Annotated in this window: 22 protein-coding genes; 15 read left to right on the top strand and 7 right to left on the bottom strand. The window is 67.4% G+C overall.

Going from position 1 to position 22,001, the window contains the following annotated elements:
* Window positions 1-40 precede the first annotated feature (40 nt).
* Window positions 41-472: a pyridoxamine 5'-phosphate oxidase family protein gene (locus tag H7347_RS10230; RefSeq protein ID WP_152823409.1), complete on the top strand. Its 432-nt coding sequence runs from the start codon at window positions 41-43 to the stop codon at window positions 470-472.
* Window positions 376-1,239, top strand: coding sequence for a fructosamine kinase family protein (locus H7347_RS10225; RefSeq protein ID WP_186337491.1), 864 nt, complete (start codon window positions 376-378; stop codon window positions 1,237-1,239). The genes H7347_RS10230 and H7347_RS10225 overlap by 97 nt, the downstream gene beginning before the upstream one ends.
* Here H7347_RS10225 and nadE read toward each other — a convergent pair.
* On the bottom strand, window positions 1,222-2,061 hold the full coding sequence (nadE, locus tag H7347_RS10220; RefSeq protein ID WP_152823407.1) for an ammonia-dependent NAD(+) synthetase: 840 nt from the start codon (window positions 2,059-2,061) through the stop codon (window positions 1,222-1,224). The two genes, H7347_RS10225 and nadE, sit on opposite strands and share 18 nt — an antisense overlap.
* A 34-nt stretch (window positions 2,062-2,095) precedes the next feature.
* Here nadE and H7347_RS10215 point away from each other — a divergent pair, with 34 nt between their 5' ends.
* The 5 genes from H7347_RS10215 (at window position 2,096) to nrdE (ending at window position 7,046) form a co-directional block, all read left to right on the top strand.
* Window positions 2,096-3,448, top strand: a complete 1,353-nt coding sequence (locus H7347_RS10215) for a sugar porter family MFS transporter (protein ID WP_186337490.1) — start codon at window positions 2,096-2,098, stop codon at window positions 3,446-3,448.
* Window positions 3,449-3,544: 96 nt separating this feature from the next.
* Entirely contained in the window at window positions 3,545-3,667 is a 123-nt protein-coding gene (gene ykgO / locus H7347_RS10210) for a type B 50S ribosomal protein L36 (RefSeq protein WP_005288826.1), read from the top strand.
* Window positions 3,668-4,074: 407 nt separating this feature from the next.
* Window positions 4,075-4,308, top strand: a complete 234-nt coding sequence (gene nrdH / locus H7347_RS10205) for a glutaredoxin-like protein NrdH (RefSeq protein WP_152823406.1) — start codon at window positions 4,075-4,077, stop codon at window positions 4,306-4,308.
* A gap of 90 nt (window positions 4,309-4,398) precedes the next feature.
* The gene (gene nrdI / locus H7347_RS10200) at window positions 4,399-4,842 is read left to right on the top strand and encodes a class Ib ribonucleoside-diphosphate reductase assembly flavoprotein NrdI (RefSeq protein WP_152823405.1); all 444 of its coding nucleotides are present in this window, start codon (window positions 4,399-4,401) and stop codon (window positions 4,840-4,842) included.
* Window positions 4,843-4,889: 47 nt separating this feature from the next.
* Entirely contained in the window at window positions 4,890-7,046 is a 2,157-nt protein-coding gene (gene nrdE, locus H7347_RS10195; protein WP_186337489.1) for a class 1b ribonucleoside-diphosphate reductase subunit alpha, read from the top strand.
* An 87-nt stretch (window positions 7,047-7,133) separates the two neighbouring features.
* On the opposite strand, the gene H7347_RS10190 is transcribed toward nrdE, so the two are convergent.
* Window positions 7,134-7,628: a ferritin gene (locus H7347_RS10190; protein WP_152823403.1), complete on the bottom strand. Its 495-nt coding sequence runs from the start codon at window positions 7,626-7,628 to the stop codon at window positions 7,134-7,136.
* A gap of 169 nt (window positions 7,629-7,797) precedes the next feature.
* Between H7347_RS10190 and nrdF the strand changes: the two genes are divergently transcribed.
* The 3 genes from nrdF to serB all read left to right on the top strand — a co-directional run bounded on the left by nrdF (window position 7,798) and on the right by serB (window position 12,185).
* The gene (gene nrdF / locus H7347_RS10185) at window positions 7,798-8,796 is read left to right on the top strand and encodes a class 1b ribonucleoside-diphosphate reductase subunit beta (protein ID WP_152823402.1); all 999 of its coding nucleotides are present in this window, start codon (window positions 7,798-7,800) and stop codon (window positions 8,794-8,796) included.
* A 346-nt stretch (window positions 8,797-9,142) separates the two neighbouring features.
* Window positions 9,143-10,840 (top strand): cytochrome c oxidase subunit I, encoded by a 1,698-nt coding sequence (gene ctaD, locus H7347_RS10180; RefSeq protein WP_152823401.1) that lies wholly within the window; start codon window positions 9,143-9,145, stop codon window positions 10,838-10,840.
* An 88-nt stretch (window positions 10,841-10,928) separates the two neighbouring features.
* Complete coding sequence (serB, locus tag H7347_RS10175) at window positions 10,929-12,185, top strand: phosphoserine phosphatase SerB (RefSeq protein ID WP_186337488.1); 1,257 nt, start codon at window positions 10,929-10,931, stop codon at window positions 12,183-12,185.
* Here the strand turns inward: serB and H7347_RS10170 are convergent.
* The 3 genes from H7347_RS10170 to H7347_RS10160 form a co-directional block, all read right to left on the bottom strand.
* The gene (locus tag H7347_RS10170; protein WP_152823400.1) at window positions 12,182-14,164 is read right to left on the bottom strand and encodes an ATP-dependent DNA helicase; all 1,983 of its coding nucleotides are present in this window, start codon (window positions 14,162-14,164) and stop codon (window positions 12,182-12,184) included. The two genes, serB and H7347_RS10170, sit on opposite strands and share 4 nt — an antisense overlap.
* 11 nt (window positions 14,165-14,175) lie before the next feature.
* Window positions 14,176-15,552: a PepSY domain-containing protein gene (locus H7347_RS10165; RefSeq protein ID WP_152823399.1), complete on the bottom strand. Its 1,377-nt coding sequence runs from the start codon at window positions 15,550-15,552 to the stop codon at window positions 14,176-14,178.
* A gap of 107 nt (window positions 15,553-15,659) precedes the next feature.
* Window positions 15,660-17,039 carry a nicotinate phosphoribosyltransferase gene (locus H7347_RS10160; protein ID WP_152823398.1) on the bottom strand — a complete coding sequence of 460 codons (1,380 nt, stop codon included), beginning with the start codon at window positions 17,037-17,039 and terminating at the stop codon, window positions 15,660-15,662.
* Between the two features lie 108 nt (window positions 17,040-17,147).
* On the opposite strand from H7347_RS10160, the gene clpS reads away from it, so the two are divergent.
* From clpS to murI, 5 genes are read left to right on the top strand one after another with little or no spacing between them, the layout of a single operon-like run.
* Window positions 17,148-17,465 carry an ATP-dependent Clp protease adapter ClpS gene (gene clpS / locus H7347_RS10155; RefSeq protein ID WP_152823397.1) on the top strand — a complete coding sequence of 106 codons (318 nt, stop codon included), beginning with the start codon at window positions 17,148-17,150 and terminating at the stop codon, window positions 17,463-17,465.
* Between the two features lie 44 nt (window positions 17,466-17,509).
* Window positions 17,510-18,058, top strand: a complete 549-nt coding sequence (locus H7347_RS10150) for a DUF2017 domain-containing protein (RefSeq protein WP_152823396.1) — start codon at window positions 17,510-17,512, stop codon at window positions 18,056-18,058.
* The gene (locus H7347_RS10145; RefSeq protein WP_152823395.1) at window positions 18,055-18,996 is read left to right on the top strand and encodes a P1 family peptidase; all 942 of its coding nucleotides are present in this window, start codon (window positions 18,055-18,057) and stop codon (window positions 18,994-18,996) included. Before H7347_RS10150 ends, H7347_RS10145 begins: the two co-directional genes overlap by 4 nt.
* On the top strand, window positions 18,993-19,595 hold the full coding sequence (locus H7347_RS10140) for a rhomboid family intramembrane serine protease (RefSeq protein WP_186337487.1): 603 nt from the start codon (window positions 18,993-18,995) through the stop codon (window positions 19,593-19,595). The genes H7347_RS10145 and H7347_RS10140 overlap by 4 nt, the downstream gene beginning before the upstream one ends.
* A gap of 53 nt (window positions 19,596-19,648) precedes the next feature.
* Window positions 19,649-20,473 carry a glutamate racemase gene (gene murI / locus H7347_RS10135; protein ID WP_186337486.1) on the top strand — a complete coding sequence of 275 codons (825 nt, stop codon included), beginning with the start codon at window positions 19,649-19,651 and terminating at the stop codon, window positions 20,471-20,473.
* Here murI and H7347_RS10130 read toward each other — a convergent pair.
* On the bottom strand, window positions 20,447-20,620 hold the full coding sequence (locus H7347_RS10130; protein WP_186337485.1) for a hypothetical protein: 174 nt from the start codon (window positions 20,618-20,620) through the stop codon (window positions 20,447-20,449). The two genes, murI and H7347_RS10130, sit on opposite strands and share 27 nt — an antisense overlap.
* 64 nt (window positions 20,621-20,684) lie before the next feature.
* Window positions 20,685-21,611, bottom strand: a complete 927-nt coding sequence (locus tag H7347_RS10125) for an MFS transporter (protein ID WP_152823394.1) — start codon at window positions 21,609-21,611, stop codon at window positions 20,685-20,687.
* Window positions 21,612-22,001 lie beyond the last annotated feature (390 nt).

Genomic DNA, 22,001 nt, shown 5'->3' with positions numbered 1-22,001 from the left:
AACGGCGGGTGGGCGTTGGGCCGGGGATAGAATAAACACCATGACGAACTATGACGATCCCTCCGGCGTGCGCGTTCTCTCCCCGGAGGAGTGCCTGGACAAGCTCCGCAGCCTCTCCCTGGGCCGCCTGGTGGTGCGGCGCAGCGAGGAGATGGACATCTTCCCCGTGAACTACGTGGTGGATGAGCACGGCGAGATCTACTTCCGTACCGCCGAGGGCACCAAGTTTTTCAGCCTCAACCTCAACCCCGATGTGCTCTTCGAGGCCGACGAGGTCTCCGAGGGGCGCGCGTGGTCGGTGGTGGTGCGTGGCAACGCCAGCGTGGTCAGCGGCGCGGAGGACATCGGCTACGCCGATTCCCTGCCGCTGCGCCCGTGGGTGCCCACGCTGAAGTACAACTACGTGCGCGTGACCGCGGAGCACATCAGCGGGCGCTCCTTCGAGCTGGGGGAGGAACCGGAGCGCTACTGATGGCGGTGGTGCGTAAGTACCCAGCGCAGCCAGGAGCGGCCCAGGCGGAGGCAGCCGGGCTGCGCTGGCTGGCCGAGACCGGTGCTCCCGTGGCCGAGGTGGTGGCGGTGACCGAGGGCATGATCGCCACGGCGCGGGTGCGGGAGGTGCCTCCCACGCCTGAGGCCTCCCGGAAGGCGGGCCAGGCGTTGGCCCGAATGCACGTCGCCGGGGCACCGGCCCACGGCAGCCCGCCCCCGGGCTGGGCGGGTCCGTATTACATCGGCACGCAGCCCCAGGAGTGCCGCCCGGAGGAGGATTGGGCGCGATTCTATGCCGAGCAGCGGGTGCTGCCCTTTGCGCGGCGCGCCTACGAGGCGGGCAACCTCGACGGCGCGGGATGGGCCGAGGTGCGCCGCGCGCTGGAGGTCGTGCCCCGCGTGATGCGGGAACGGGGATGGCAGACGCCGCCGGCGAGGATCCACGGCGACGCCTGGGCGGGCAACCTCCTCTTCGGGGAATCCGGGCCCGTCTTGATCGACCCCGCGGCGCACGGCGGTCACCCGGTCACGGACCTGGCCATGCTGGCGCTCTTCGGTGCTCCGTACTTAGGCGAGATCTATGCCGGCTACGAGGCGGAGGCGGCCCTGGCCCCGGATTGGCGCGAGTCCCTCCCACTGCACCAGCTGCACCCGTTGGCGGTGCATACGTTCACGCACGGTGCGGGCTATGCGCCCGAGTTGCGTCGAGCGGCGCGGGAGACGATCACCCTAATCGGTGGGCGCTAGGCGCCACCAGGAGTCGTGCGGGGTGGCGGGCAGGTGCCGCTTGTGGGTGCCCGCGCACCAGAGGCGTTCGATGCGCTCGGCGGCGGGCTCGGGAACGCGATGGCCGGTGAGATAGGCGTCGATATGGGCGTAGGCGACGCCCAAGGCCTCCTCGTCGGGCAGCGCGGGGCGTTCGTCCTCCAGATCGGCGGTGGGGACCTTGGTCCAGGTGGAGGCGGGCGCGCCGAGGGCCTCGAGGAGCTGCGCGCCCTGGGTCTTGGTCAACCCGGCCAGCGGCAGCAGATCGGCGGCGCCGTCGCCGTGCTTGGTGAAAAACCCGGTGAGGTTTTCGGCGGCGTGATCGGTGCCGATCACCAGCAGCTTCTCTTGACCGGCCAGGGCGTATTGCGCCACCATGCGCTGGCGGGCCTTGATGTTGCCCACGTGAAAATCACCCAGGCGTTCCACCCCCAGCGCGGTGGCGGCGGCGTTCGCGGTGGCGTCGGTGGCCTCCTTGATGTTGATGGTGGCGCGGTGGTCGGGGCGGATGAAGTCCAGGGCCACCTGGGCGTCGGACTCATCGGCCTGCACCCCGTAGGGCAGCCGCAGCGCCCAGAAGCGCGCGGGCCGGGCGCGCTCCACAGCGAGTTGGGCGAGCCTGCCGGCCAGCGTGGAGTCCTGGCCACCGGAAATACCCAGCACGTAGCCGCGGGCGCCGGTGGCCTCCAGGTAGTCCACCAGGAAATCCACGCGCCGACGGATTTCTTTTTCTGAATCGATCAAGGGGGCCGTATGCAGCGCGGAAATGACGGCCTCTTGGTGGTGATGGGGCAGCGCAGACATGGTGTGTGCCTTCCTCCGGTGACAGGATGGGCGGGTGCGTGAACAAACCTATGTGCTCACTGTAGCGCTCGTGGCGGCCTTCGGCGGCCTGCTCTTCGGCTACGACACCGGCGTGATGGCCGGGGCGCTGCTCTTTATTTCCCCGGAGTTTGGCCTCACGGCCTACCAGGAGGGGATGGTGACCTCCGCGCTGCTGGCCGGGGCGGCCCTGGGTGCGGTCGCCTCGGGCCCGGTGGCCGCGGCCTGGGGGCGGCGCCGCACCATCATCCTGGGCGGGGCGATCTTCGTGGTCGCCGCCGTGGGGTGTGCGGCGGCCACCGGGGTGACCACCATGACCGTCGCGCGCCTGAGCCTGGGCCTAGCGGTGGGGGCGGTGAGCATCGTGGTGCCCATGTACATCTCCGAGATGTCTCCGGCGCGGTTGCGCGGCCGCCTGGTCTCCCTCAACGCCCTGATGATTGTGGTGGGCCAGCTGTGCGCCTACGCGGTTAATTCCGCCGTGGCCGCCAGCGGCAACTGGCGGCTCATGCTCGGCCTGGCGGCTCTGCCGGGAGCGGTCCTGGCGGTGGGGATGTGCTTTCTGCCCGATACCCCGGCCTGGTACGTCGCCACCGGACGCCCCGAGGCCGCGCGCCGTATCGCCGCGCGCGTCGGGGCGGAGCTCGACGTGACCGCGGAGCGCAGAGGCGCGGTGCAACCCGGCGTGCGGGAGCAGTGGCGCCTCCTGCGCGGCCGGCGGTGGCTTGCCGCGGCCACGGGGGTGGCCGTGGCGGTGGGCGTGATCCAACAGATTACCGGGGTCAATGCCGTGGTGTATTTCGCGCCCACGATGATGAACAAGGTGGGCATTCCGATCACCAGCTCCGTGCATACCTCGTTGGTGATCGGTGTGGTGAGCGTGGCCTCGTGCTATTGGGGCCTGCGGATCGTGGATCGGGTGGGTCGTCAGCGCCTGCTTCGCCTGGGACTGACGGGGAACGTCCTGGCGCTCGTGGGTCTGGCGGCGGCGTATGCGCTGGCTGGGGAGCACCGGGCGGCCGCGTGGGCCTCGCTGGCGATGATGGCGCTCTTTATGGTCTCGCAGCAGGCGGCCGTGTCGCTGACCACCTGGCTCCTGATATCCGAGTTGGTGCCTCTGCCGGTGCGCGGGCTGGGGATGGGCCTGGCGGGCCTGGCGCTATGGCTGGCCAATGGGGCGGTGGCGCAGTTCTTCCTCCCCCTGGTCGAGGCCGTGGGCGGCTCTGGGGCGTTTGCGATCTTCGCGGCCCTGGGGCTGGTGGTGCTGTGGTTTGTGCGCCGTTGCGTGCCGGAGACCGCCGGGCGCAGCCTGGAGGAGGTGAGCGCGGCGTTTCGGGGCCGGTTTGGTGGCGCACCGGTGGTGGGGTAGTATTTTTCTCCGTGTCATGGCCGTACTGTGCGGGAATCGCGCCCGCGATGAGGTGGCGGCCACAAGGAATGTAGCGCATACAGGAAGGAGCGCCCGATGAAGGTTCGCAAGTCGCTTCGGTCGCTGAAGAACAAGCCGGGCGCCCAGGTTGTGCGTCGCCACGGTAAGGTCTACGTGATTAATAAGAAGGATCCGCGTTTCAAGGCTCGCCAGGGCTAGTGTGACGCCTCCTGGGTGTATGGCCCAGCGTCTGGCCGCTCGCCTCGTTCTTCGAGGTGGGCGGCCTTTGTTATGGCGGGCGGTGCCCGGCCCAAGGTTTCCTCACAATGCTGCTTGAGGGAGGGGTTTGTCATAGGGTGGCGACGGGGTGTGGCGAAAGCGCAGGTGGGTGTCGCGGCGCGTCGACGGTGCGCGGGTGGCGGTGTCAATATGTGGGGCCTTGGCGGGGGGCCAACTGGGAATATCAAGGTTGTAACTACTATATATTGTGCCGGTTGCGCCGATTGACCACAAAGTATAGTGTCGTTTCATGTCGCCGGGAACGGCGTACGAGTTTGATGAAAGAGCATGGAAGAGGGGTCGCCGCCGGAACGCGTGGCCCCAAGAACGTTAAAGTTGAGGACGCTATGGCTATCACCGTGTACACCAAGCCCGCCTGCATGCAGTGCAACGCCACCAAGAAGGCCCTGGATCGGGCGGGTCTGGATTACACGCTCGTGGATATCTCCCTGGACGAGGAGGCCCGCGATTACGTCCTCGCCTTAGGTCACCTGCAGGCCCCCGTGGTGGAGGCCGGTGGCGAGCATTGGTCTGGTTTCCGCCCCGAGCGGATCCGGGAGCTGAGCGCGCGCGTGGCCTAAACGCCCACGGATACTTCGTAGCGCGTGGCCACCGGGGAACAGCGGTGGCCACGCGCGTGTCAACGGCAGGGAAAGGAAGTGGGGCAGGGCATGCTGGTCGTGTACTTCTCCTCGGCCACGGAAAACACCCATCGATTCGTGCGCAAGCTCGGTTTCCCCGCGGTGCGGATACCCTTGCGCCGCACGGAGGCCCCGCTGCGGGTGGACGAACCCTACGTGCTGGTGTGTCCCACCTACGGGGGAGGGGCCTCGATAAGCCACCACCGCTGCCGACCGGTGCCCGCCCAGGTCATCCGCTTCCTTAACGACGAACACAATCGCTCACTCATTCGAGCGGTGGTGTCCAGCGGAAACACCAACTTCGGGGCCGATTACGGCAGGGCGGGCGACGTGATCGCCGCTAAGTGCCACGTGCCCTATGTGTATCGTTTCGAGTTGTTGGGAACCCCGGAGGATGTGGCCACTGTGCGCGCCGGGCTGCTCGACAACGCGGAGGCGTTGGGCCTTAAGGCCCCGGCGGGCTCCGCCGCCTAACAGACTTGCATCATCCAATTCCATATTCTTCGAAAGGCTTGACTAGAGTGACCGATAAGGGAAAGGCCGTGGCGGAACCGGTGGCCCCGGCGGAGCAGACCGACTACCATGCCCTCAACGCGCTGCTGAATCTCTATGACGAGGACGGCCGAATCCAGTTCGATAAGGATCGCGACGCGGCCAAGCAGTTTTTCCTCCAGCACGTCAATCAGAACACCGTGTACTTCCACGACCTGCGCGAAAAGCTGGACTACCTGGTAGAGAACAAATACTACGACCCGGAGGTGCTGGCGCGCTACGACTTCGAGTTCGTCAAGGACCTGTTCAAGCGCGCCTACGGCTTCAAGTTCCGCTTCAGCACCTTCCTGGGGGCGTACAAGTACTACACCTCCTACACGCTCAAGACCTTCGACGGTCGCCGTTACCTGGAGCGCTTCGAGGATCGCGTGTCCATGGTGGCCCTGGCCCTGGCCGACGGCGACGAGACCCTGGCCGAGAACCTGGTGGACGAGATCATGTCCGGGCGCTTTCAGCCGGCCACCCCCACCTTCCTCAACGAGGGGAAGGCCCAGCGCGGCGAGCCGGTGTCCTGCTTCCTGCTGCGCATCGAGGACAACATGGAGTCCATCGGCCGCTCCATCAACTCCGCCCTGCAGCTTTCCAAGCGCGGCGGCGGGGTGGCGCTGTTGCTGAGCAACCTGCGCGAGGCGGGCGCGCCGATCAAGCACATCGAGAACCAGTCCTCCGGCGTCATCCCGGTGATGAAGCTCCTGGAGGATTCTTTCTCCTACGCCAACCAGCTCGGGGCGCGCCAGGGCGCGGGCGCGGTGTACCTCAATGCCCACCACCCGGACATCCTCAGCTTCCTGGACACCAAGCGGGAGAACGCGGACGAGAAGATCCGCATCAAGACGCTCTCGTTGGGCGTGGTCATCCCGGACATCACCTTCGAGCTGGCCAAGCGCAACGACGACATGTACCTCTTTTCCCCCTACGACGTGGAGCGCGTCTACGGCAAGCCCTTCGCGGACGTCTCCGTCACGGAGCTCTACGATGAGATGGTGGAGGATCCGCGCATCCGCAAGACCAAGATCAATGCGCGCCAGTTCTTCCAGACCCTCGCGGAGATCCAGTTCGAGTCGGGCTACCCCTACATCATGTTCGAGGACACGGCCAACGCCGCCAACCCGATCCCGGGCCGGGTCAATATGTCGAATCTGTGCTCGGAGATCCTGCAGGTGAACACGCCCTCCACCTTCCACGCGGATCTCAGCTACGAGACCGTGGGTGACGACATCTCCTGCAACCTCGGTTCGCTCAATATTGCCATGACGATGGATTCCCCGGACTTTGGCCGCACCGTGGAAACCGCCATTCGCGGTCTCACCGCGGTATCGAGCCAGACCGCCATCGACTCGGTCCCCTCCATCCGCAAGGGCAACGACGCCGCCCATGCCATCGGCCTGGGACAGATGAACCTGCACGGCTACCTGGGGCGCGAGCACATCCACTACGGCTCCGAGGAGGGACTGGACTTCACCAACGCGTACTTCGCGGCCATCCTGTACGCGGCGCTGCGCGCCTCCAACAAGATCGCCCGCGAACGCGGCGAGGCCTTCGAGGGCTTCGAGGATTCCCAGTACGCCGATGGCTCCTACTTCGACCGCTTCGATCCGGAGGAGTTCCTTCCCCGCACCCCCAAGGTCAAGGCGCTCTTCGAGGCCTCCTCCGCGCACATCCCCAGCGCCGAGGACTGGGCGGAGCTCAAGGCGGCGGTGATGCGCGACGGCATCTATAACCGCTATCTCCAGGCGGTGCCGCCCACCGGCTCGATCTCTTATATCAACAACTCCACCTCCTCCATTCACCCGATCGCCTCTAAGATCGAGATCCGCAAGGAAGGCAAGATCGGGCGCGTGTACTACCCGGCGCCGCACATGGATAACGAGAACCTGGAGTACTTCGAGGACGCCTACGACATCGGGTTCGAGAAGATCATCGACACCTACGCCGTGGCCACCCGATACGTGGATCAGGGGCTCTCCCTCACCCTCTTCTTCAAGGACACGGTGACCACCCGCGACATCAACCGGGCGCAGATCTACGCCTGGCGCAAGGGCATCAAGACGCTCTACTACATCCGCCTGCGTCAGGTGGCCCTGGAAGGCACCGCGGTGGAGGGCTGCGTGAGCTGCATGCTGTAAGCCTTTCCTTTTTATATATAAGGAAAGGAACGCGTCCCCTTCCTCTTTTTATGAGGGCAGGGGACGCGCTGTCGATTGCGGGGAGGATTACTCGCCGCGGGAACCCAACTCGGCGTCGATACGCAGGATGCCGGAGCCGTCGGTGCCGGCCAGTTCCAGACGATCCAGGATCTCGGAGACGGTGGCCTCCTCCTCGATCTGCTCGTCGAGGAACCAGTCGATCAGCGGGCGGGAGTCCCAGTCCTGTACCTCGGCCTGGAGGGCGGCGAGGTTGCGGATGGAGGCGGATACCTTGCGCTCGTGCTCCAGGGACGCCTCGAAGGCCTCCTTGGGGCTGGACACGGAGAGCTTGGGGGTGGGGATGTCCTGAATCTGGGGGACGTAGCCGCGATCCAGCAGGTGCTGGGCGAAGCGCTCGGCGTGCTCCAGCTCTTCGTCGTGCTGCTTCTTCATCCAGTCGCGCATGCCGCTCAGGCCGAGGTCGTCGAGGACGTAGGAGAGCTGCAGGTAGATCAGGGAGGCCTCGATTTCCATCGTGACCTGCTCGTTGAATGCCTTTGCCAGTTTGTCGTTGATAGCCATGATTCAGAGAATAGACCGATTAATCGGGGCTGTCATCTGAGGTAAGGCGAATAAATGTGAGGTTAGGCGAAGGTGCACCCGCCGGAGGAATCCCCGGTCGGTGCGCGCGGTAGGGTGGAGGAGGTGCGCTCGGGAGCGCAGAAAATACCGAGAACTTTGGAGGTCACCGATGGCTCCGCAGCCGGAATCCTACGAGGAATACCTGGTCAGCCACCCCAAGCCCGTGCAGGCAATCAACTGGAACGAGATTCCCGACGAGAAGGATCAGGAGGTATGGGATCGCCTCACCGGCAACTTCTGGCTGCCGGAGAAGGTGCCGGTGTCCAACGACATCAAGAGCTGGAGCACCCTCAACGAGCTGGAACGCCAGACCACCATGCGGGTATTTACCGGGCTGACGCTGCTGGACACCATCCAGGGCACGGTGGGCGCGGTTTCGCTACTTCCCGACGCCACCTCCCTGCACGAGGAGGCGGTGCTCACCAACATCGCGTTCATGGAGTCCGTGCACGCCAAGAGCTATTCCAATATCTTCATGACCCTGGCCTCCACCCCGGAGATCAATGACGCCTTCCGGTGGTCCGAGGAAAACGAGAACCTGCAGCGCAAGGCGAAGATCGTGCTGTCCTATTACGAGGGCGCTGACCCCCTCAAGCGCAAGGTGGCCTCCACGCTGCTGGAGTCCTTCCTCTTTTATTCCGGCTTCTATCTGCCCATGTACTGGTCCTCGCACGCCAAGCTGACCAATACCGCGGACATTATCCGGCTCATCATCCGGGACGAGGCGGTGCACGGCTACTACATCGGCTATAAGTACCAGCAGGGCGTGCGCGCCGCCGATCAGCGGCGCCGCGACGAGCTCAAGGAATACACCTTCGACCTGCTCTACGACCTCTACGACAACGAAAGCCAGTACACCGAGGACCTTTACGACGGGCTGGGTTGGACTGAGGACGTCAAGCGCTTCCTGCGCTACAACGCCAATAAGGCGCTCAACAACCTGGGATACGAGGGGCTCTTCCCGGCCGATGAGACACGAGTGTCCCCGGCGATCCTCTCCGCGCTGTCCCCGAACGCCGACGAGAACCACGATTTCTTCTCCGGTTCGGGCTCCTCCTACGTGATCGGTAAGGCGGAGAACACCACCGATGACGACTGGGACTTTTAGCCGGTCGCGCGGCGTTCATCCTAAAGGTTGATTCACACCGGGGGTAGTTTTTGCGGGGTGGAATCGCGTCGCCGGGGTGGGGGAGTGGCCCAAACTGTGGAAAAGGTCACTGCCGCGGCGGGGCGGCGGGGGCGTCGCGCCCCCGCCGGGCACCCGCCGAGGGCTGGGGCAATGCTGAAAGAGGCTGAGAATACTGGCAGCCTGCTTGGCGAAAATCCCTGTTGCGCGGGGTGTTGTGGCTGGTGGGACGGCTGGAAAATGTGCGTATGCGTGTTTTACTATGAAGCGGTAGAAAACTTGGATAACCCTGTGTTCCCGAGGGTTATCTCATAGTCAGGAGGATCGAATGACTGCTGTGGCACCGCGGCTCGACAATTACGTCGAACCCGTCCGTCCCGCGCCGACGGGCAATGCCCGTAAGGGTTCCAAGATGTGGAAGATGCTCACCACCACGGACCACAAGGAACTGGGCATCATGTACATCACCATGTCGCTGGTGTGGTTCTTCGCCGGCGGCCTGATGGCGCTGCTTATCCGCGCGGAGCTTTTTACCCCCGGTTTGCAGTACCTTTCTAACGAGCAGTTCAACCAGCTGTTTACCATGCACGGCACCGTCATGCTGCTGGCCTTTGGTACCCCGATCGTGTGGGGCTTTGCCAACTACGTGCTGCCCCTCCAGATCGGCGCCCCCGATGTGGCCTTCCCCCGCCTGAACGCCTTCGGCTTCTGGCTCACCCAGGTCGGCATCGTGGCCATGCTCGCCGGCTTTATCACCCCCGGCGGCGCGGCCGACTTCGGCTGGACCATGTACTCCCCGCTTTCCGACGCTATCCATACCCCTGGCGTGGGCGCGGACTTCTGGATCGTGGGCGTGGGCGCCACCGGCGTGGGCACCGTGGCTTCCGCCATCAACATGATCACCACCATCCTGTGCCTGCGCGCGCCGGGCATGACGATGTTCCGTATGCCGGTCTTCTCCTGGAACATCTTCGTGGCCTCTGTGATCGTCCTGCTGATCTTCCCCCTCCTCCTGGCGGCGGCCCTGGGGATCCTCTACGACCGCAAGCTGGGCGGCCACATCTATGACCCCGCCAACGGCGGCTCGGTCCTGTGGCAGCACCTCTTCTGGTTCTTCGGCCACCCCGAGGTGTACGTGCTGGCGTTGCCCTTCTTCGGCGTCGTCTCCGAGGTCATCCCGGTGTTCTCCCGCAAGCCGATGTTCGGCTACGTGGGCCTGGTCTTTGCCACCCTGTCCATCGGCGCGCTGTCGATGGCGGTGTGGGCGCACCACATGTTCGTCACCGGCGCGGTGCTGTTGCCCTTCTTCTCCTTCATGACCTTCCTGATCTCCGTGCCCACCGGCGTGAAGTTCTTTAACTGGACGGGCACGATGTGGAAGGGACACATCACCTGGGAGACCCCGATGGTGTGGGCCGTGGGCTTTATCTCCACCTTCCTCTTTGGTGGTCTCACCGGCATCATGCTCGCCTCCCCGCCGCTGGACTTCCAGCTGGCCGAGTCCTACTTCCTCATCGCGCACTTCCACTACACCCTGTTCGGCACCGTGGTGTTTGCCTCCTTCGCGGGCATCTACTTCTGGTTCCCCAAGATGACGGGCCGCATGCTGGACGAGCGCCTGGGCAAGATCCACTTCTGGCTGACCTTCGTGGGCTTCCACGGCACCTTCCTCGTGCAGCACTGGGTGGGCAACATGGGTATGCCGCGCCGTTACGCGGATTACCTGGATACCGATGGTTTTACCACCCTCAATCAGGTCTCCACGGTTTTCTCCTTCCTGCTGGGTTGCTCTGTCCTCCCCTTCATCTGGAACGCGCTGAAGTCCTGGCGCTACGGTGAGGTCGTCACCGTGGACGATCCGTGGGGTTACGGTAACTCCCTGGAGTGGGCCACCTCCTGCCCGCCTCCGCGCCACAACTTCGTCTCCCTGCCGCGGATCCGTTCGGAGCGTCCCGCCTTCGAGCTGCACTACCCGCACATGGTGGAGCGCATGCGCCGCGAGGCCCATACGGGCGGCGGCCACTAAACCCCGGGAGCCTACTGACTATCAGGCGATTTCAGCCCCCTTCGGTTTTTATGCCGGAGGGGGCTGCGCCGTATGCAAGAATAAGGCGATGGATACCATGTACCCCCCGCGCGACCCCGCCCGATCCGCCCCCGCCGTCATCACCGTGACCGGCCCCAATCGCCCCGGCGTCTCGGCGGCCTTCTTTCACGTCTTAGCCTCCCGCGATATTCGACTGCTGGACGTGGAGCAATCGGACTTCCGGGGTCGGCTTTCTTTGGCTGCCTTCGTGGATCTTCCCGACCCTGCCGCCGAGGGCCTACCCGCGGAACTCGACGCCGCCCTCAACCCGCTGGGCCAGCGGGTGGTGGTGGAACGCAACACCGAGCAGATCGCCGGGCGACCCCGCTCCACGCACGCGGTGGTGGTGCTGGGCCACCAGGTCACCGCGGCGGAGGTATCCGCGGTGGGGCGGATCCTGGCGGATCACGGCGCAAATATCGATCGCATCCGGGGGATCACGGATTATCCCGTTACCGGCCTGGAGCTGTCGGTGACCGTTGCGGACCCCAGCCCCGAGGGCGTCGCCCGATTGCGCGCGGCGCTGACCGAGCGCACCCGGGAGGCGGGCGTGGACATCGCGGTGGAGCAGGCGGGCTTGGCGCGCCGGTCGAAGCGCCTGGTGTGCTTCGACTGCGATTCCACGCTGATCACCGGGGAGGTGATCGAGATGCTGGCCGCCCACGCCGGGCGCGAGGAGGAGGTGGCCCGCGTGACGCGGCGAGCCATGCGAGGGGAGATCGACTTCGAGGAGTCGCTGTGCGAGCGGGTGGCCGCCCTCGCGGGGCTGCCGGAGGCGGTGCTCGACGAGGTGGCGCGGGACATCGTCTTGACCCCCGGCGCGCGTACCACCGTGCGCACCCTCAAGCGGATGGGGTACACGGTGGCGGTGGTCTCCGGGGGGTTCACTCAGGTGCTGGAGGGCCTTGCCGAGGACCTGGGCGTAGATTACGTGCGCGCCAATACCCTGGAGATCGAGGGGGGCGTGCTCACCGGGCGAGTCATCGGGGAGGTGGTGGACCGGGCGGCGAAGGCGCGCTTTTTGCGCGACTTCGCGGAGGAAAACCGCATCGGCATGGAGCAGACCGTGGCGGTGGGCGACGGCGCCAACGATATCGACATGATCTCCGCCGCCGGGCTGGGCATCGCCTTTAACGCCAAGCCCGCGCTGCGCGAGGTGGCCGATACCGCGGTGACGCACCCCTTCCTCGACGAGGTGCTGCACATGCTGGGCATTCCGCGCGACGAGGTGGAGGCCGCCGAGCGCGAGGCGGGCACGTATCGTCGGGTGCCGCTGGGCGACTAGGGCCGCCGCGACGGGGCGGCCACGAGGCGGCGCAACGCGCCGCGAACCTTCTGGCCGTCCGTGGTGGACCAGAACTGCGGCATGGAGGCGCGCAGGAAACCACCGTAGCGCTTGGTGACGATCCGGCGGTCGAGCACCGCCACCACGCCCCGGTCGTGCACCGAGCGCAGCAGGCGGCCCGCGCCCTGGGCCAGCAGCAGGGCCGCGTGGGTGGCGGCGACTTCCATGAAGCCGTTGCGGCCTTCGGCGTCGGCGGCCTCCTTGCGGGCCTGGAGCAGGGGATCGTCGGGGCGGGGGAAGGGGATACGGTCGATGAGCACCAGGGAGCACGATCGGCCCGGCACGTCCACACCCTGCCATAGGGTGAGCGTGCCGAACAAGCAGGAGTTCTCGTTGCGGGCGAAGGCCTCCACGAGGGTGCCCGTGCTGTCCTCGCCCTGGAGGAGGATGTCGAAGGGCAGGCGCGCGCGGAGTTTTTCGGCGGCCAGCTGCGCGGCCCGGCGGGAGGAAAACAGCCCCAGGGTGCGCCCGCCGGCGGCGGTGATGAGGTCGGCCATCTCGTCGAGGGATTCCTCGGTGGGGCCTTCGCGCCCGGGGTCGGGGAGAAAGGTGGGCACGTACATGATCCCGCTGCGCTGGGGATCGAAGGGGGTGCCCACGTCGAGGCCGTCCCAGGTGCCCTTGGGCAGGCCCCAGGCGGCGGCGAGCGCCTGGAAGTTTCCGCCCACCGAAAGGGTGGCGGAGGTCAGCACCACGGTGTTCTCGGCAAAGAGTCGGGTGTGCAGCAACCCGGCCACGGAGAGCGGGGCCACGGTCAGGGAGGCGCCGCGGCGCTCGTCTACGGTGAGCCACACGACGTCGCTTTGCTGGCCGGCGTCGGAGGTGTCAAAGACCTCCAACATGCGCACCAGGGCGTCGTGGAGTTCGAGGAGGTGCGCGCAGAGGCGGTGGCGCTCCGCGAAGGTTTCGGGTTCGTTGGCGGATTCCCCCTCGGGGGCCTTGGCGATGCGGGCGCGGGTGCCCCAGATCTCGTCGCGCAGGGCCACCAGGAGGCTGCGGGTGTGATCGTCCACGCTGGTCCAGCGCCCTTCTTGGAGGGAGGGGACGTGCGCGTCCCAGGCCTCGGCGGCGTTGATGAGCTTGGCATCGGCACCGTCCGCGCCGAGCTTGCCCGCGCGCTTGGCGGCGAGGGTGAGCGCGGTGACGGTGAGGGCGGCGGTGGCCACGGCGGTGATCCGACCATCGAGTTCGTGGGCTTCGTCCACGATGACCACCTCGTGTTCGGGGAGCACCGGGGCGTCGGAGAGCGCGTCGATGGCCAGCAGCGCGTGGTTGGTGACCACCACGTCCACGTTGCGGGTGGCCTGGCGGGCGAGCTCGGCAAAGCATTCCTCGCCGTGCGGGCACCGGGTGGCTCCGATGCACTCGGTGGCGGTCACGGAGACCTGCCGCCACGCCTGATCCGGGACTCCGGGTTCAAGGTCGTCGCGGTCGCCGGTATCGGTCTCTTGGGCCCAGTCCGTCACGCGGCGGACGTGGCGGCCCAGCCAGGTCAGCTCCTCCTCGTCGAGGAGGGCCTCCTGCTCCTCGGGGTCGTCGCGGGCGATTTTGTTGAGGCAGAGGTAATGGGAGCGCCCCTTTTGCATGGCGAAGGTAGGCCGGTGCTCCAGCAGGGGCTCGAGGGCGTCGGCCAGGCGGGGGAGGTCGCGATGAACCAGCTGGCGCTGCAGCGCGATGGTGGCGGTGGAGACGATCACGGTGGTGCCGGTGGCCTGCGCGTGGCGCAGCGCGGGCACCAGATAGGCCAGGGACTTGCCGGTGCCCGTGCCCGCCTGCACCGCGAGGTGACGCTCCCGCTCCATCGCGCCCGTCACGGCCTGGGCCATGCGCACCTGCCCCTCCCGCCGCGCCCCGCCGAGGGCGGACACGGCCGCGTCGAGGAGGTCGTCGGTGGAGGGGCCAAGGGGAGCGTCGGGCATGGTGACCCAGTCTAGCGGGCGGCGCGTCGGCGCCGGAATGCGCGCCAGGCGGCGTCCACGCCGAGGAATGCCAGCATGCTGAGGCCGAAGTACGGTGCGATGACGCCGTAGATCACCACAAGGAACAGGAAGCAGATCAGGGCCGGGCGCGAGACGTTCTCCCAGCTGCGCGGTGCGGGCAGGCGGCCGAAGGACGACCCCTTGCCGCGGCGCCACCACATGATGTAACCCAGGACCACGGAGGCGAGCAGGGCCAGCGCCAGGCCCACCAGGACGAGCTGGTTGAGCAGCCCGAACAGGATTCCCATGTGCGCGCGGATCAGCCACTCGGTGAGCTTGGCGGGCAGGGGCCAGGAGGCAAACGGCACGGTGTCGACGACCGCGCCCGTGGCGGCATCCACGGCCACGGCATCGTAGCGAAACACCCAGGGCTGGGCCGTGGACTCCGCGACCGACCAGGTATTCGGCGCCTCCGGCTCGGCGGGGGCCGTGGCGGTTAGGAGCCCGGTGAGCCCGGCTTGTCTCGCGGCGGCGATGGCCACGTCCGCTCCGGCGTCGCCCACCGGGGCGGAGTCCGCGGCATCGGCCACGAGGGGCGCGGCGGCGGTGACGTCCGGGGTGGGTCGGCGCCAATCCAGTTGCGTGCGGATCTCCCCGATGTTGCCACCCGCGGTGCTCGACCAGGTTAGACCGGTGAGGGTGAGGAAGAGGAAGCCGGGAACGCAGATCAGGCCTACCAGGCTGTGCCAGCGGCGGGGCCTATTCTTTTTGCTGGTGGAGCGCCGCCAGCGCTGAAAGAGCAGGAAGAGGCCGGTCAACGTCATGGCCCCCAGCCAGGAGGCGGCCATCTCCGAATAGAAGCGGCCCGGTTCCCCCAACCATAGGTTTGCGTGGCCCTCGCTGAGCAGGGCGCGCAGCGGCAGGGAGCCGGAGCTGCCGTACTGGGGCATATCGCCGCGTACCTCCCCGGTCACGGGGTCGATGAACACCGCCTGCTTGTACGAGGAACTGGGCAGGGAGGGATCGGCGAAGAGTATCCTGATGGTGGCGTCCTCGCGGTCGCTGACCTGTACGCCCACCAGGTCGAGGTCGGGGTGGGACTGCCGGGCGATCGCCACGGCCTCGGTGGCGGAGATGTGTTCCCCGGTGGCGGAGGTGGTGAGGGCGTCGCGGTAGACGGCCTGCTCCAGGGTGGGGGCCACGGCGTAGGCCAGACCGGTCAGCGCGGCGATCAGCAGGAACGGGGCCACCAGGATCCCGGCCCAGCTATGCATGCGGTAGAGGGTGGCGCGCAGATGACCGGCGCTGCGTCGCGTCGCTACTTCCCGGGGCGCGGCGAGGGCGGGCCGATCGGGTGACGGCGCGGAAAGATCGGTGGAGATACTCATGCCCTAGAAGTCGGACGTCGGGCCACGGGGGTTCCGCCGCGGGTTCAACTCGCCGCGGCCGAGGCACCCGTGGTACCCCCGGTGAGAGTTCCCGGGATCGGGGAAGATCACACCACAGGTTCTGCGCCGGGTGCGGCCGGGAGCGGGGAATCGAACCCGACGAAGCGTGTGGGCAACACCGGCTCGTCGCGCGAGAGCGCCAGCCCCTCCCACGGCAAGGTGATGAGCTGCTCGGCGAGGAAGGCACGGGATTCGTCGAGGCTGGGAAGGTCGGCCACCGCCTCGCCGCCGCGCATGAGGGGGATGGTCAGCGCGCGGGAATTCACGGTGCCCAGGTCGGGGTTCGGGGCGTGCAAGGGCAGCACGACCTCCTCGATGGCGGTACCGGTGGAGCGGTGGGTGCGCAGCGCCCGCTTGGCGCCGCCGGTCATGGCCTTGCCGCGCGAGCGCTTGGCCACGGGGTGGCCCTCGACCTCCACGATCTTGTACACCATGCCCGGCGTGGGTGCGCCGGAGCCGGTGACCACGGAGGTACCCACGCCGAAGGAATCCACGGGATCCCCGCGCAGGCCGGCGATGGTGAATTCGTCGAGGTCGGAGGAGACCACGATCTTGGTGTTGTAGGCCCCCAGCTCGTCGAGTTGCTTGCGCACGCGGCGCGTCATGACCCCCAGGTCGCCGGAGTCGATGCGCACGGCCCCCAGCTCGGTGCCGGCCACCTCGATCGCGGTGCGCACGCCCTGGGCGATGTCGTAGGTATCCACCAGCAGCGTGGTGTCCGTGCCCAGGGCCTCGACCTGGGCACGGAAGGCGGCGGCCTCGTTGGGGTGCCCGTCGCCATCGATGTGCAGCAGGGTCCAGGAGTGAGCGGAGGTGCCGGAGGAGGGGATGCCGTAGCGCTGGGAGGCCTCCAGATTGGAGGTGGCGCTAAACCCGCCCAGGTAGGCGGCACGGGAGGCGGAGACGGCCGCGTACTCGTGGGTGCGCCGCGAGCCCATTTCGATAATGGGGCGGCCGTCGGCGGCGGTGACCATGCGGGCGGCGGCCGAGGCCACGGCGGAGTCCGCGTTCATGATCGAGAGGATCACCGTCTCTAAGATCACGCACTCGCCAAAGGTGCCGCGCAGCGTGAGGATCGGGGAATAAGGGAAATAAAGCTCGCCCTCGCGGTAGCCGTCGATGTTGCCGGAGAAGCGGAAATCGCGAAGGTAATCGAGGGTGGCCTCGTCCAGGAAGTCGAGGTTGGCTAGCTGCTCCTCGGTGAAGATGAAGTCTGAGACGGCCGCCAGGACGCGCGCGGTGCCCGCCACGACGCCGTAGCGACGCTCGTTGGGCAGGCGCCGGGCAAAGACCTCGAAGGCGCATGGGCGGTGGGCGGTGCCATCGCGCAACGCCGCCTGCAGCATGGTCAGCTCGTACTTATCGGTCAGCAGGGAGGTGGAGCGCCGCGGCGGGATGGCGAAACCGGGCGTGTGGGTGGTGTTCATCGTCACCATAATAGTCTGCCTGGGGAATCGATTCCCGCCGATGGGCTATGGCGAGGCGGCGCGGGTGCGGTCTCGCGCCGGGTGGGGCGGGTGACTAGGCTGTGTGGCATGAATTGTCCCGTAGCCATGAGTTCCCCGATGGCCATGCCCGAGCTGGACGAAGAGATCCGCGTGGAGGTGGCCTCGGCGGAGAACCTGCCGTGGGTGTGCGTGGTGTGGGACGATCCCGTGAACCTGATGAGTTATGTGACCTACGTGTTCCAGACCGTCTTGGGCTACGACCGCAAGCGCGCCACCGAATTGATGATGCAGGTGCACACGGAGGGCAAGGCCGCCGTGTCTTCCGGCGAGCGCGACAAGGTCGAGGGCGATGTGAAGAAGCTCCAGGTGGCGGGCCTGTGGGCCACGATGCAGCAAGCCGGTTAAGTGCGCGGCGGAGACAGGAACGACAAGGAGTAGCAGCAACACTCATGCAGCAGTGGCGGAAGAAAAAGGCCCTCATGCGGGCACCAAGATATTCCACGGTGCTCGATCCGATGGAGCGCGAGGTGCTGGGCAACCTTGCCTCGGCGGTCTCGGAGGCACTGATTGAGCGAGTGCGCTCCGCCCCCAAGGACGAGCTGGCGGAATTGACCGGGTTGTCCTCCGGGCACAAGCAGGCCCCGGAGGATCCCTCCCTGGCGCGCCTGCTGCCGGATTTTGAGCGCGAGGGCGAGGAGGAGTTCGAGGGGGATAACGCCCTTTTGCGCTCCTTCCACGAGAACGACATCGTGCGCGCCAAGCTGGAGAACCTTCAGGTGATCGTGCAGGCCCTTGGCCCGGACGGCTCGGTGAACGTGACCCTGGAGGAGCCCCAGGCCCACGCCTGGCTGGCGGGTGTGAACGATCTGCGGCTCTACGTCGCCGCGGGGGCCACCGGCTACGGCGCGCCGGGGGCGGCGCCCGAGTCCGAGCGGCTGGTGGAATGGCTGGCCTACCACCAGGATTCCCTGCTCGAGGCGATGATGGGGGAGCGATGAGCGGTTCCATCACGGACGTATCCGGCCTGGCGGTGGGCCACCACAGCATGGGCAGCACCGGGGTCACCGTGATCCGCGTGACCGACGGCGACGGCGCCCTGGCCGCCGTGGACGTGCGCGGCGGCGGCCCCGGCACCCGGGAGACCGACCTGCTCGACCCGCACAACACCGTAGAGCGGGTGCATGCCATCGCCCTGGCCGGCGGCTCGGCTTTTGGGCTGGCGGCCGCCGACGGCGTGATGCGCGGGCTGGCGCAGCAAAAGATCGGTTTCCCGGCGACGAAGGATATCCGCATCCCCATCGTTCCCGGGGCCGTGATCTTCGATCTCCTGGTGGGCGAGCAGCGCCTGCCCGGCGCCGCCCAGGGCGTCGAGGCGCTCAAGGACTCCTATCGCACCGGTCAGGAGCCGCGTCGCGGCAGCGTGGGGGCCGGTTGCGGTGCCACCGCGGGCCGCCTGCGCGGCGGCGTGGGGCAGGCGGCGGTCCAGGCGGGGGACTACCGCGTGGCCGCCCTGGTGGTGGCCAATCCGATGGGCGAGGTGATCAATCCCGCCGACGGCGCCTTCTGGGCGGAGCCTACCCGGCGGGTGGACCCGGAGGCCTTCGCGCGGCTGCGCGCGCCGGGGGCGAGCCTGAACACGACCATTGGGGTGATCGCCACGGACGCGCCGCTGACGAGCACCCAGGCCAAGCGCCTGGCCGTCTCCGGCCACGATGGCCTGGCGCGCGCGGTGCGCCCCGCGCACCTGCCGATGGATGGCGACACCCTCTTTGCCCTCTCCACGGCCTGGCAGCCGCTGGGCGTGGAGCCACCCGTGCTGGCGCGCCTGTGTGCGGCGGCCGCCGAGGTGGTATCCCGGGCGATCGTGGATGCCGTGGTCTCGGCCTCCGCTGGCGGGGAACTCACCGTGACCGCCTACCGGGAGATCGCCTCGTGACGGCGGGTTCCCGGTTGGCCTCTGGTCTTGGCTTCGGCGCGGCCTACGTGGTGGCGATCTGGGCGGTGCACATCGTCAACGACATCGTGTTCGGCGGCGCGCTCGTGGCCTTCGGCGTGCACCCGCGCGATACGTCGAGCCTGTGGGGAATCCTCGCCGCCCCGCTGCTGCACGGCAGCTACGCCCACCTGATGTCCAACACGGTGCCGGGGGCGATCTTTAGCTTCCTCATCGGGGTCACCGGCCCGCGCACCTGGTGGGAGGTCACGGGATTCTCCGTACTCTTTGCCGGTGCGGGCATGTGGTTTTTCGGCGGGGTGGGCACCACCCACGTGGGTGCCTCCGGCCTGGTGTACGGCTGGCTGGCCTACCTGGTGGTGCGCGGCCTGTTCAATCGCAGCCTGCGGCAGATCCTGCTGGGCGTGGTGCTCGGCTCGGCCTATTCCTACCTGATCTGGGGGGTGTTGCCGGGAACCGAGGGGGTGTCCTGGCAGGGGCATTTCTTCGGGGCGCTCGGCGGCATCGCGGCCGCGATGGTCATTACCTCCGACGACCCCCAGCCGCGCGGCCGCCGGGCCGAGGGATTGCCCGCCGCCTAGCCCGGCCACGGTGGGCGCACCCGGCTGTGGGCGGGGGCGTAGGATGATCCACCGTGGATACGGATACCTCGGTAAGCAGTGCCCCTATTGGCGTCTTTGATTCCGGACTCGGCGGGCTGACCGTGGCGCGCACCATGATGGATCAGCTGCCCAACGAGTCGGTGATCTACATCGGGGATACCGCCCACGGCCCCTATGGCCCCCTGCCCATCGCCGAGGTGCGCAGCCACGCTACTCGCATCGCCGACGAGCTGGTGGAGCGCGGCTGCAAGATGCTGGTGATCGCCTGCAACACCGCCTCCGCCTCCTTCCTCCACGACGCCAGGGAGCGCTACGACGTCCCGGTGATCGAGGTGATCCACCCCGCCGTGCGCCGCGCCATGGCCACCACCCGCAACGGGCGGATCGGGGTGATCGGCACGCAGGGCACCATCAACTCCGGTGCCTACCAGGATCTCTTCTCGATCAACCCCGGCGTGCGGGTCACCGCCCAGGCCTGCCCGGAGTTCGTGCCCGCCGTGGAGCGAGGAGTGACCTCCGGCCCGGAGATTTTAGAGGTGGCGCGCGAGTACCTGGCCCCGCTGCGGGAGCAGGAGGTGGACACCCTCGTTTTGGGATGCACGCACTATCCGCTGCTCTCCGCGGTGATCCAGATGGCGATCGGGGACAACGTGGCCCTGGTCTCTTCTGCCGAGGAGGCCACTAAGGATGTGCTCAAGGCCCTGTCCCGGCGTGATCTGCTGGCCGCCGCGGAGCCGGGCAAGGCCCCGGTGCGACGCTTCGAGACCACCGGGGATCCGCAGCTGTTCGCCCAGCTCGCCAGCCGCTTCCTGGGGCCGGGCGCGGGCGACCTAGACGCCGGAACCACGCAGGCGTGAGAGCGCAAAGGCGGCGGTGAGCGCGCCCTGAGGGAGGACTACCGCCCACAGGAGGGACGGCACGGACCCGAGGTGCAGTGCGCCGAGCAGGGCCGAGTACAGCGCCCCGGAGGCCATCTGAAGAAAAAAGAAAAACCCCGCCGTCACCCGGCGTACTCCATACCCAATCCCAGCAGCCCGGCCTGGGCATAGGGAATGACGGCGCCCACGCCTACGAAGGCGAGCGCGAGGTACAGCACCAGCACCAGCGCCAGGGACAGCGGCAGGAGGTAGGCGTCCCCCACCGTGGCCGCCAGCCCCGCCGCCCCGAGAGATACGGCCCGGGCACCGCTGAGTCCACCGAGGCGGCGCGCTTGACCATCACGCTGCCCGCCAGGTATCCCAGCGCGGGCACGGCCATGAGCGCACCGTAGGCGAGGGCGGACTGCCCCAGGTGGTGCTGCAGCAGGCTGCTGGAGGACTGGATGAAGCCGAAGTACGTCATCCACACCAGGCAGATGTGGCAGGCGTACCAGCGGAATCCCCGGTCGTGGAGTGCCTGGGAGAGGGCGCGGCCGACTTCGCCCGGCGAGGGCAGCGCGGGGTGCTCCGGCGGGGCGGGATGCAGCGTGAGCTCGATGGTGGGAATCAGCGCCAGGGCGAAGGCCGCGGTGAGCAGGAAGAGCGTGCGCCAGGGGGCGAACTGCGAGAGCACGCCCCCGGCCAGGGGAGACATCGCGGGCGTGAGCGAGATGACCATGGACATGGAGGCCAGCACGCCCACGCGGGCGCTCGCGGGGTAGTGGCGCTGCACGATGATCCGGCACAGCACCGTGGCGGAGGTGCCGCCGAGGGCCTGCAGGAAGCGCCCCGCCCCCAGCGCCGCGAGGTTGGGGGCCAGGGCCGCGAGCAGCCCGCCGAGGGCGAAGAGCGCGAGGCCGAGGGACTGTAGGCGGCGGGCGTCAAAGCGATCCGCCAGGGTGCCGGAGGCGACCATGCTCAGGGCGTAGCCCGCCATGTAGGCGGTGAGGGTGGCCTCCACCCGGTCCAGGGGCGCGCCGAGGTCGGCGGCGATGGCGGAGTTGGCGGGGTTGATGAGGGACAGCCCCAGCTGCGGGGCCATGACGATGAGCAGCAGTATCCAGGTGCGGTTGCGCATGGGGCTCCTCGGGTTTTCGTTCGGTTTATAGAAAACCCTACCCAGGGACGGCGCGCGGCGTCGGGGTGCGGGGCTTTCCCGGGGGCTCTTGCGGTGCCGCTATGGCCGCCGCTTTCTTGGGGCGCTGCATTATTTCTCCTGGAGGGTCAATCCGGAGGAAGGACTATTGGCGTGAAGGGTAAGAATGGGAATGGGGTTTGGTCCACTAGAGTCTGCTTGGTGTGATGGGTATGGAAGAAAAATCTCTCCCGGAAAAGCTGGAAGTGGGGTTGCCCGCAAATCGTGGACACGTAGTTAAGCAGCCTGTTGGTTAAGCTGCTTGTTGTTGTCGTTGGTCGTTGATCCGGTTTTCGAACTCTACGGGACTGATCATCCCGATCTTGGAGTGCC

The organism is Corynebacterium sp. zg-331 (assembly GCF_014267345.1).
Lineage (GTDB): Bacteria > Actinomycetota > Actinomycetes > Mycobacteriales > Mycobacteriaceae > Corynebacterium.
The sequence above is the reverse complement of the archived record's forward strand: the minus strand, read 5'-3'. Positions and strand labels throughout refer to the sequence as shown.

What these genes read in the sequence shown, in the direction of transcription:
- ctaD (WP_152823401.1), top strand. Translation starts at nt 9,143, where the DNA reads ATGACTGCTGTGGCACCGCGGCTCGACAATTACGTCGAACCCGTCCGT.
- nrdI (WP_152823405.1), top strand. Translation starts at nt 4,399, where the DNA reads ATGCTGGTCGTGTACTTCTCCTCGGCCACGGAAAACACCCATCGATTC.
- H7347_RS10190 (WP_152823403.1), bottom strand. Translation starts at nt 7,628, where the DNA reads ATGGCTATCAACGACAAACTGGCAAAGGCATTCAACGAGCAGGTCACG.
- nadE (WP_152823407.1), bottom strand. Translation starts at nt 2,061, where the DNA reads ATGTCTGCGCTGCCCCATCACCACCAAGAGGCCGTCATTTCCGCGCTG.
- nrdF (WP_152823402.1), top strand. Translation starts at nt 7,798, where the DNA reads ATGGCTCCGCAGCCGGAATCCTACGAGGAATACCTGGTCAGCCACCCC.
- clpS (WP_152823397.1), top strand. Translation starts at nt 17,148, where the DNA reads ATGAATTGTCCCGTAGCCATGAGTTCCCCGATGGCCATGCCCGAGCTG.
- H7347_RS10150 (WP_152823396.1), top strand. Translation starts at nt 17,510, where the DNA reads ATGCAGCAGTGGCGGAAGAAAAAGGCCCTCATGCGGGCACCAAGATAT.
- H7347_RS10165 (WP_152823399.1), bottom strand. Translation starts at nt 15,552, where the DNA reads ATGAGTATCTCCACCGATCTTTCCGCGCCGTCACCCGATCGGCCCGCC.
- nrdH (WP_152823406.1), top strand. Translation starts at nt 4,075, where the DNA reads ATGGCTATCACCGTGTACACCAAGCCCGCCTGCATGCAGTGCAACGCC.
- ykgO (WP_005288826.1), top strand. Translation starts at nt 3,545, where the DNA reads ATGAAGGTTCGCAAGTCGCTTCGGTCGCTGAAGAACAAGCCGGGCGCC.
- H7347_RS10230 (WP_152823409.1), top strand. Translation starts at nt 41, where the DNA reads ATGACGAACTATGACGATCCCTCCGGCGTGCGCGTTCTCTCCCCGGAG.
- H7347_RS10125 (WP_152823394.1), bottom strand. Translation starts at nt 21,611, where the DNA reads ATGCGCAACCGCACCTGGATACTGCTGCTCATCGTCATGGCCCCGCAG.
- H7347_RS10160 (WP_152823398.1), bottom strand. Translation starts at nt 17,039, where the DNA reads ATGAACACCACCCACACGCCCGGTTTCGCCATCCCGCCGCGGCGCTCC.
- H7347_RS10145 (WP_152823395.1), top strand. Translation starts at nt 18,055, where the DNA reads ATGAGCGGTTCCATCACGGACGTATCCGGCCTGGCGGTGGGCCACCAC.
- H7347_RS10170 (WP_152823400.1), bottom strand. Translation starts at nt 14,164, where the DNA reads ATGCCCGACGCTCCCCTTGGCCCCTCCACCGACGACCTCCTCGACGCG.
- serB (WP_186337488.1), top strand. Translation starts at nt 10,929, where the DNA reads ATGGATACCATGTACCCCCCGCGCGACCCCGCCCGATCCGCCCCCGCC.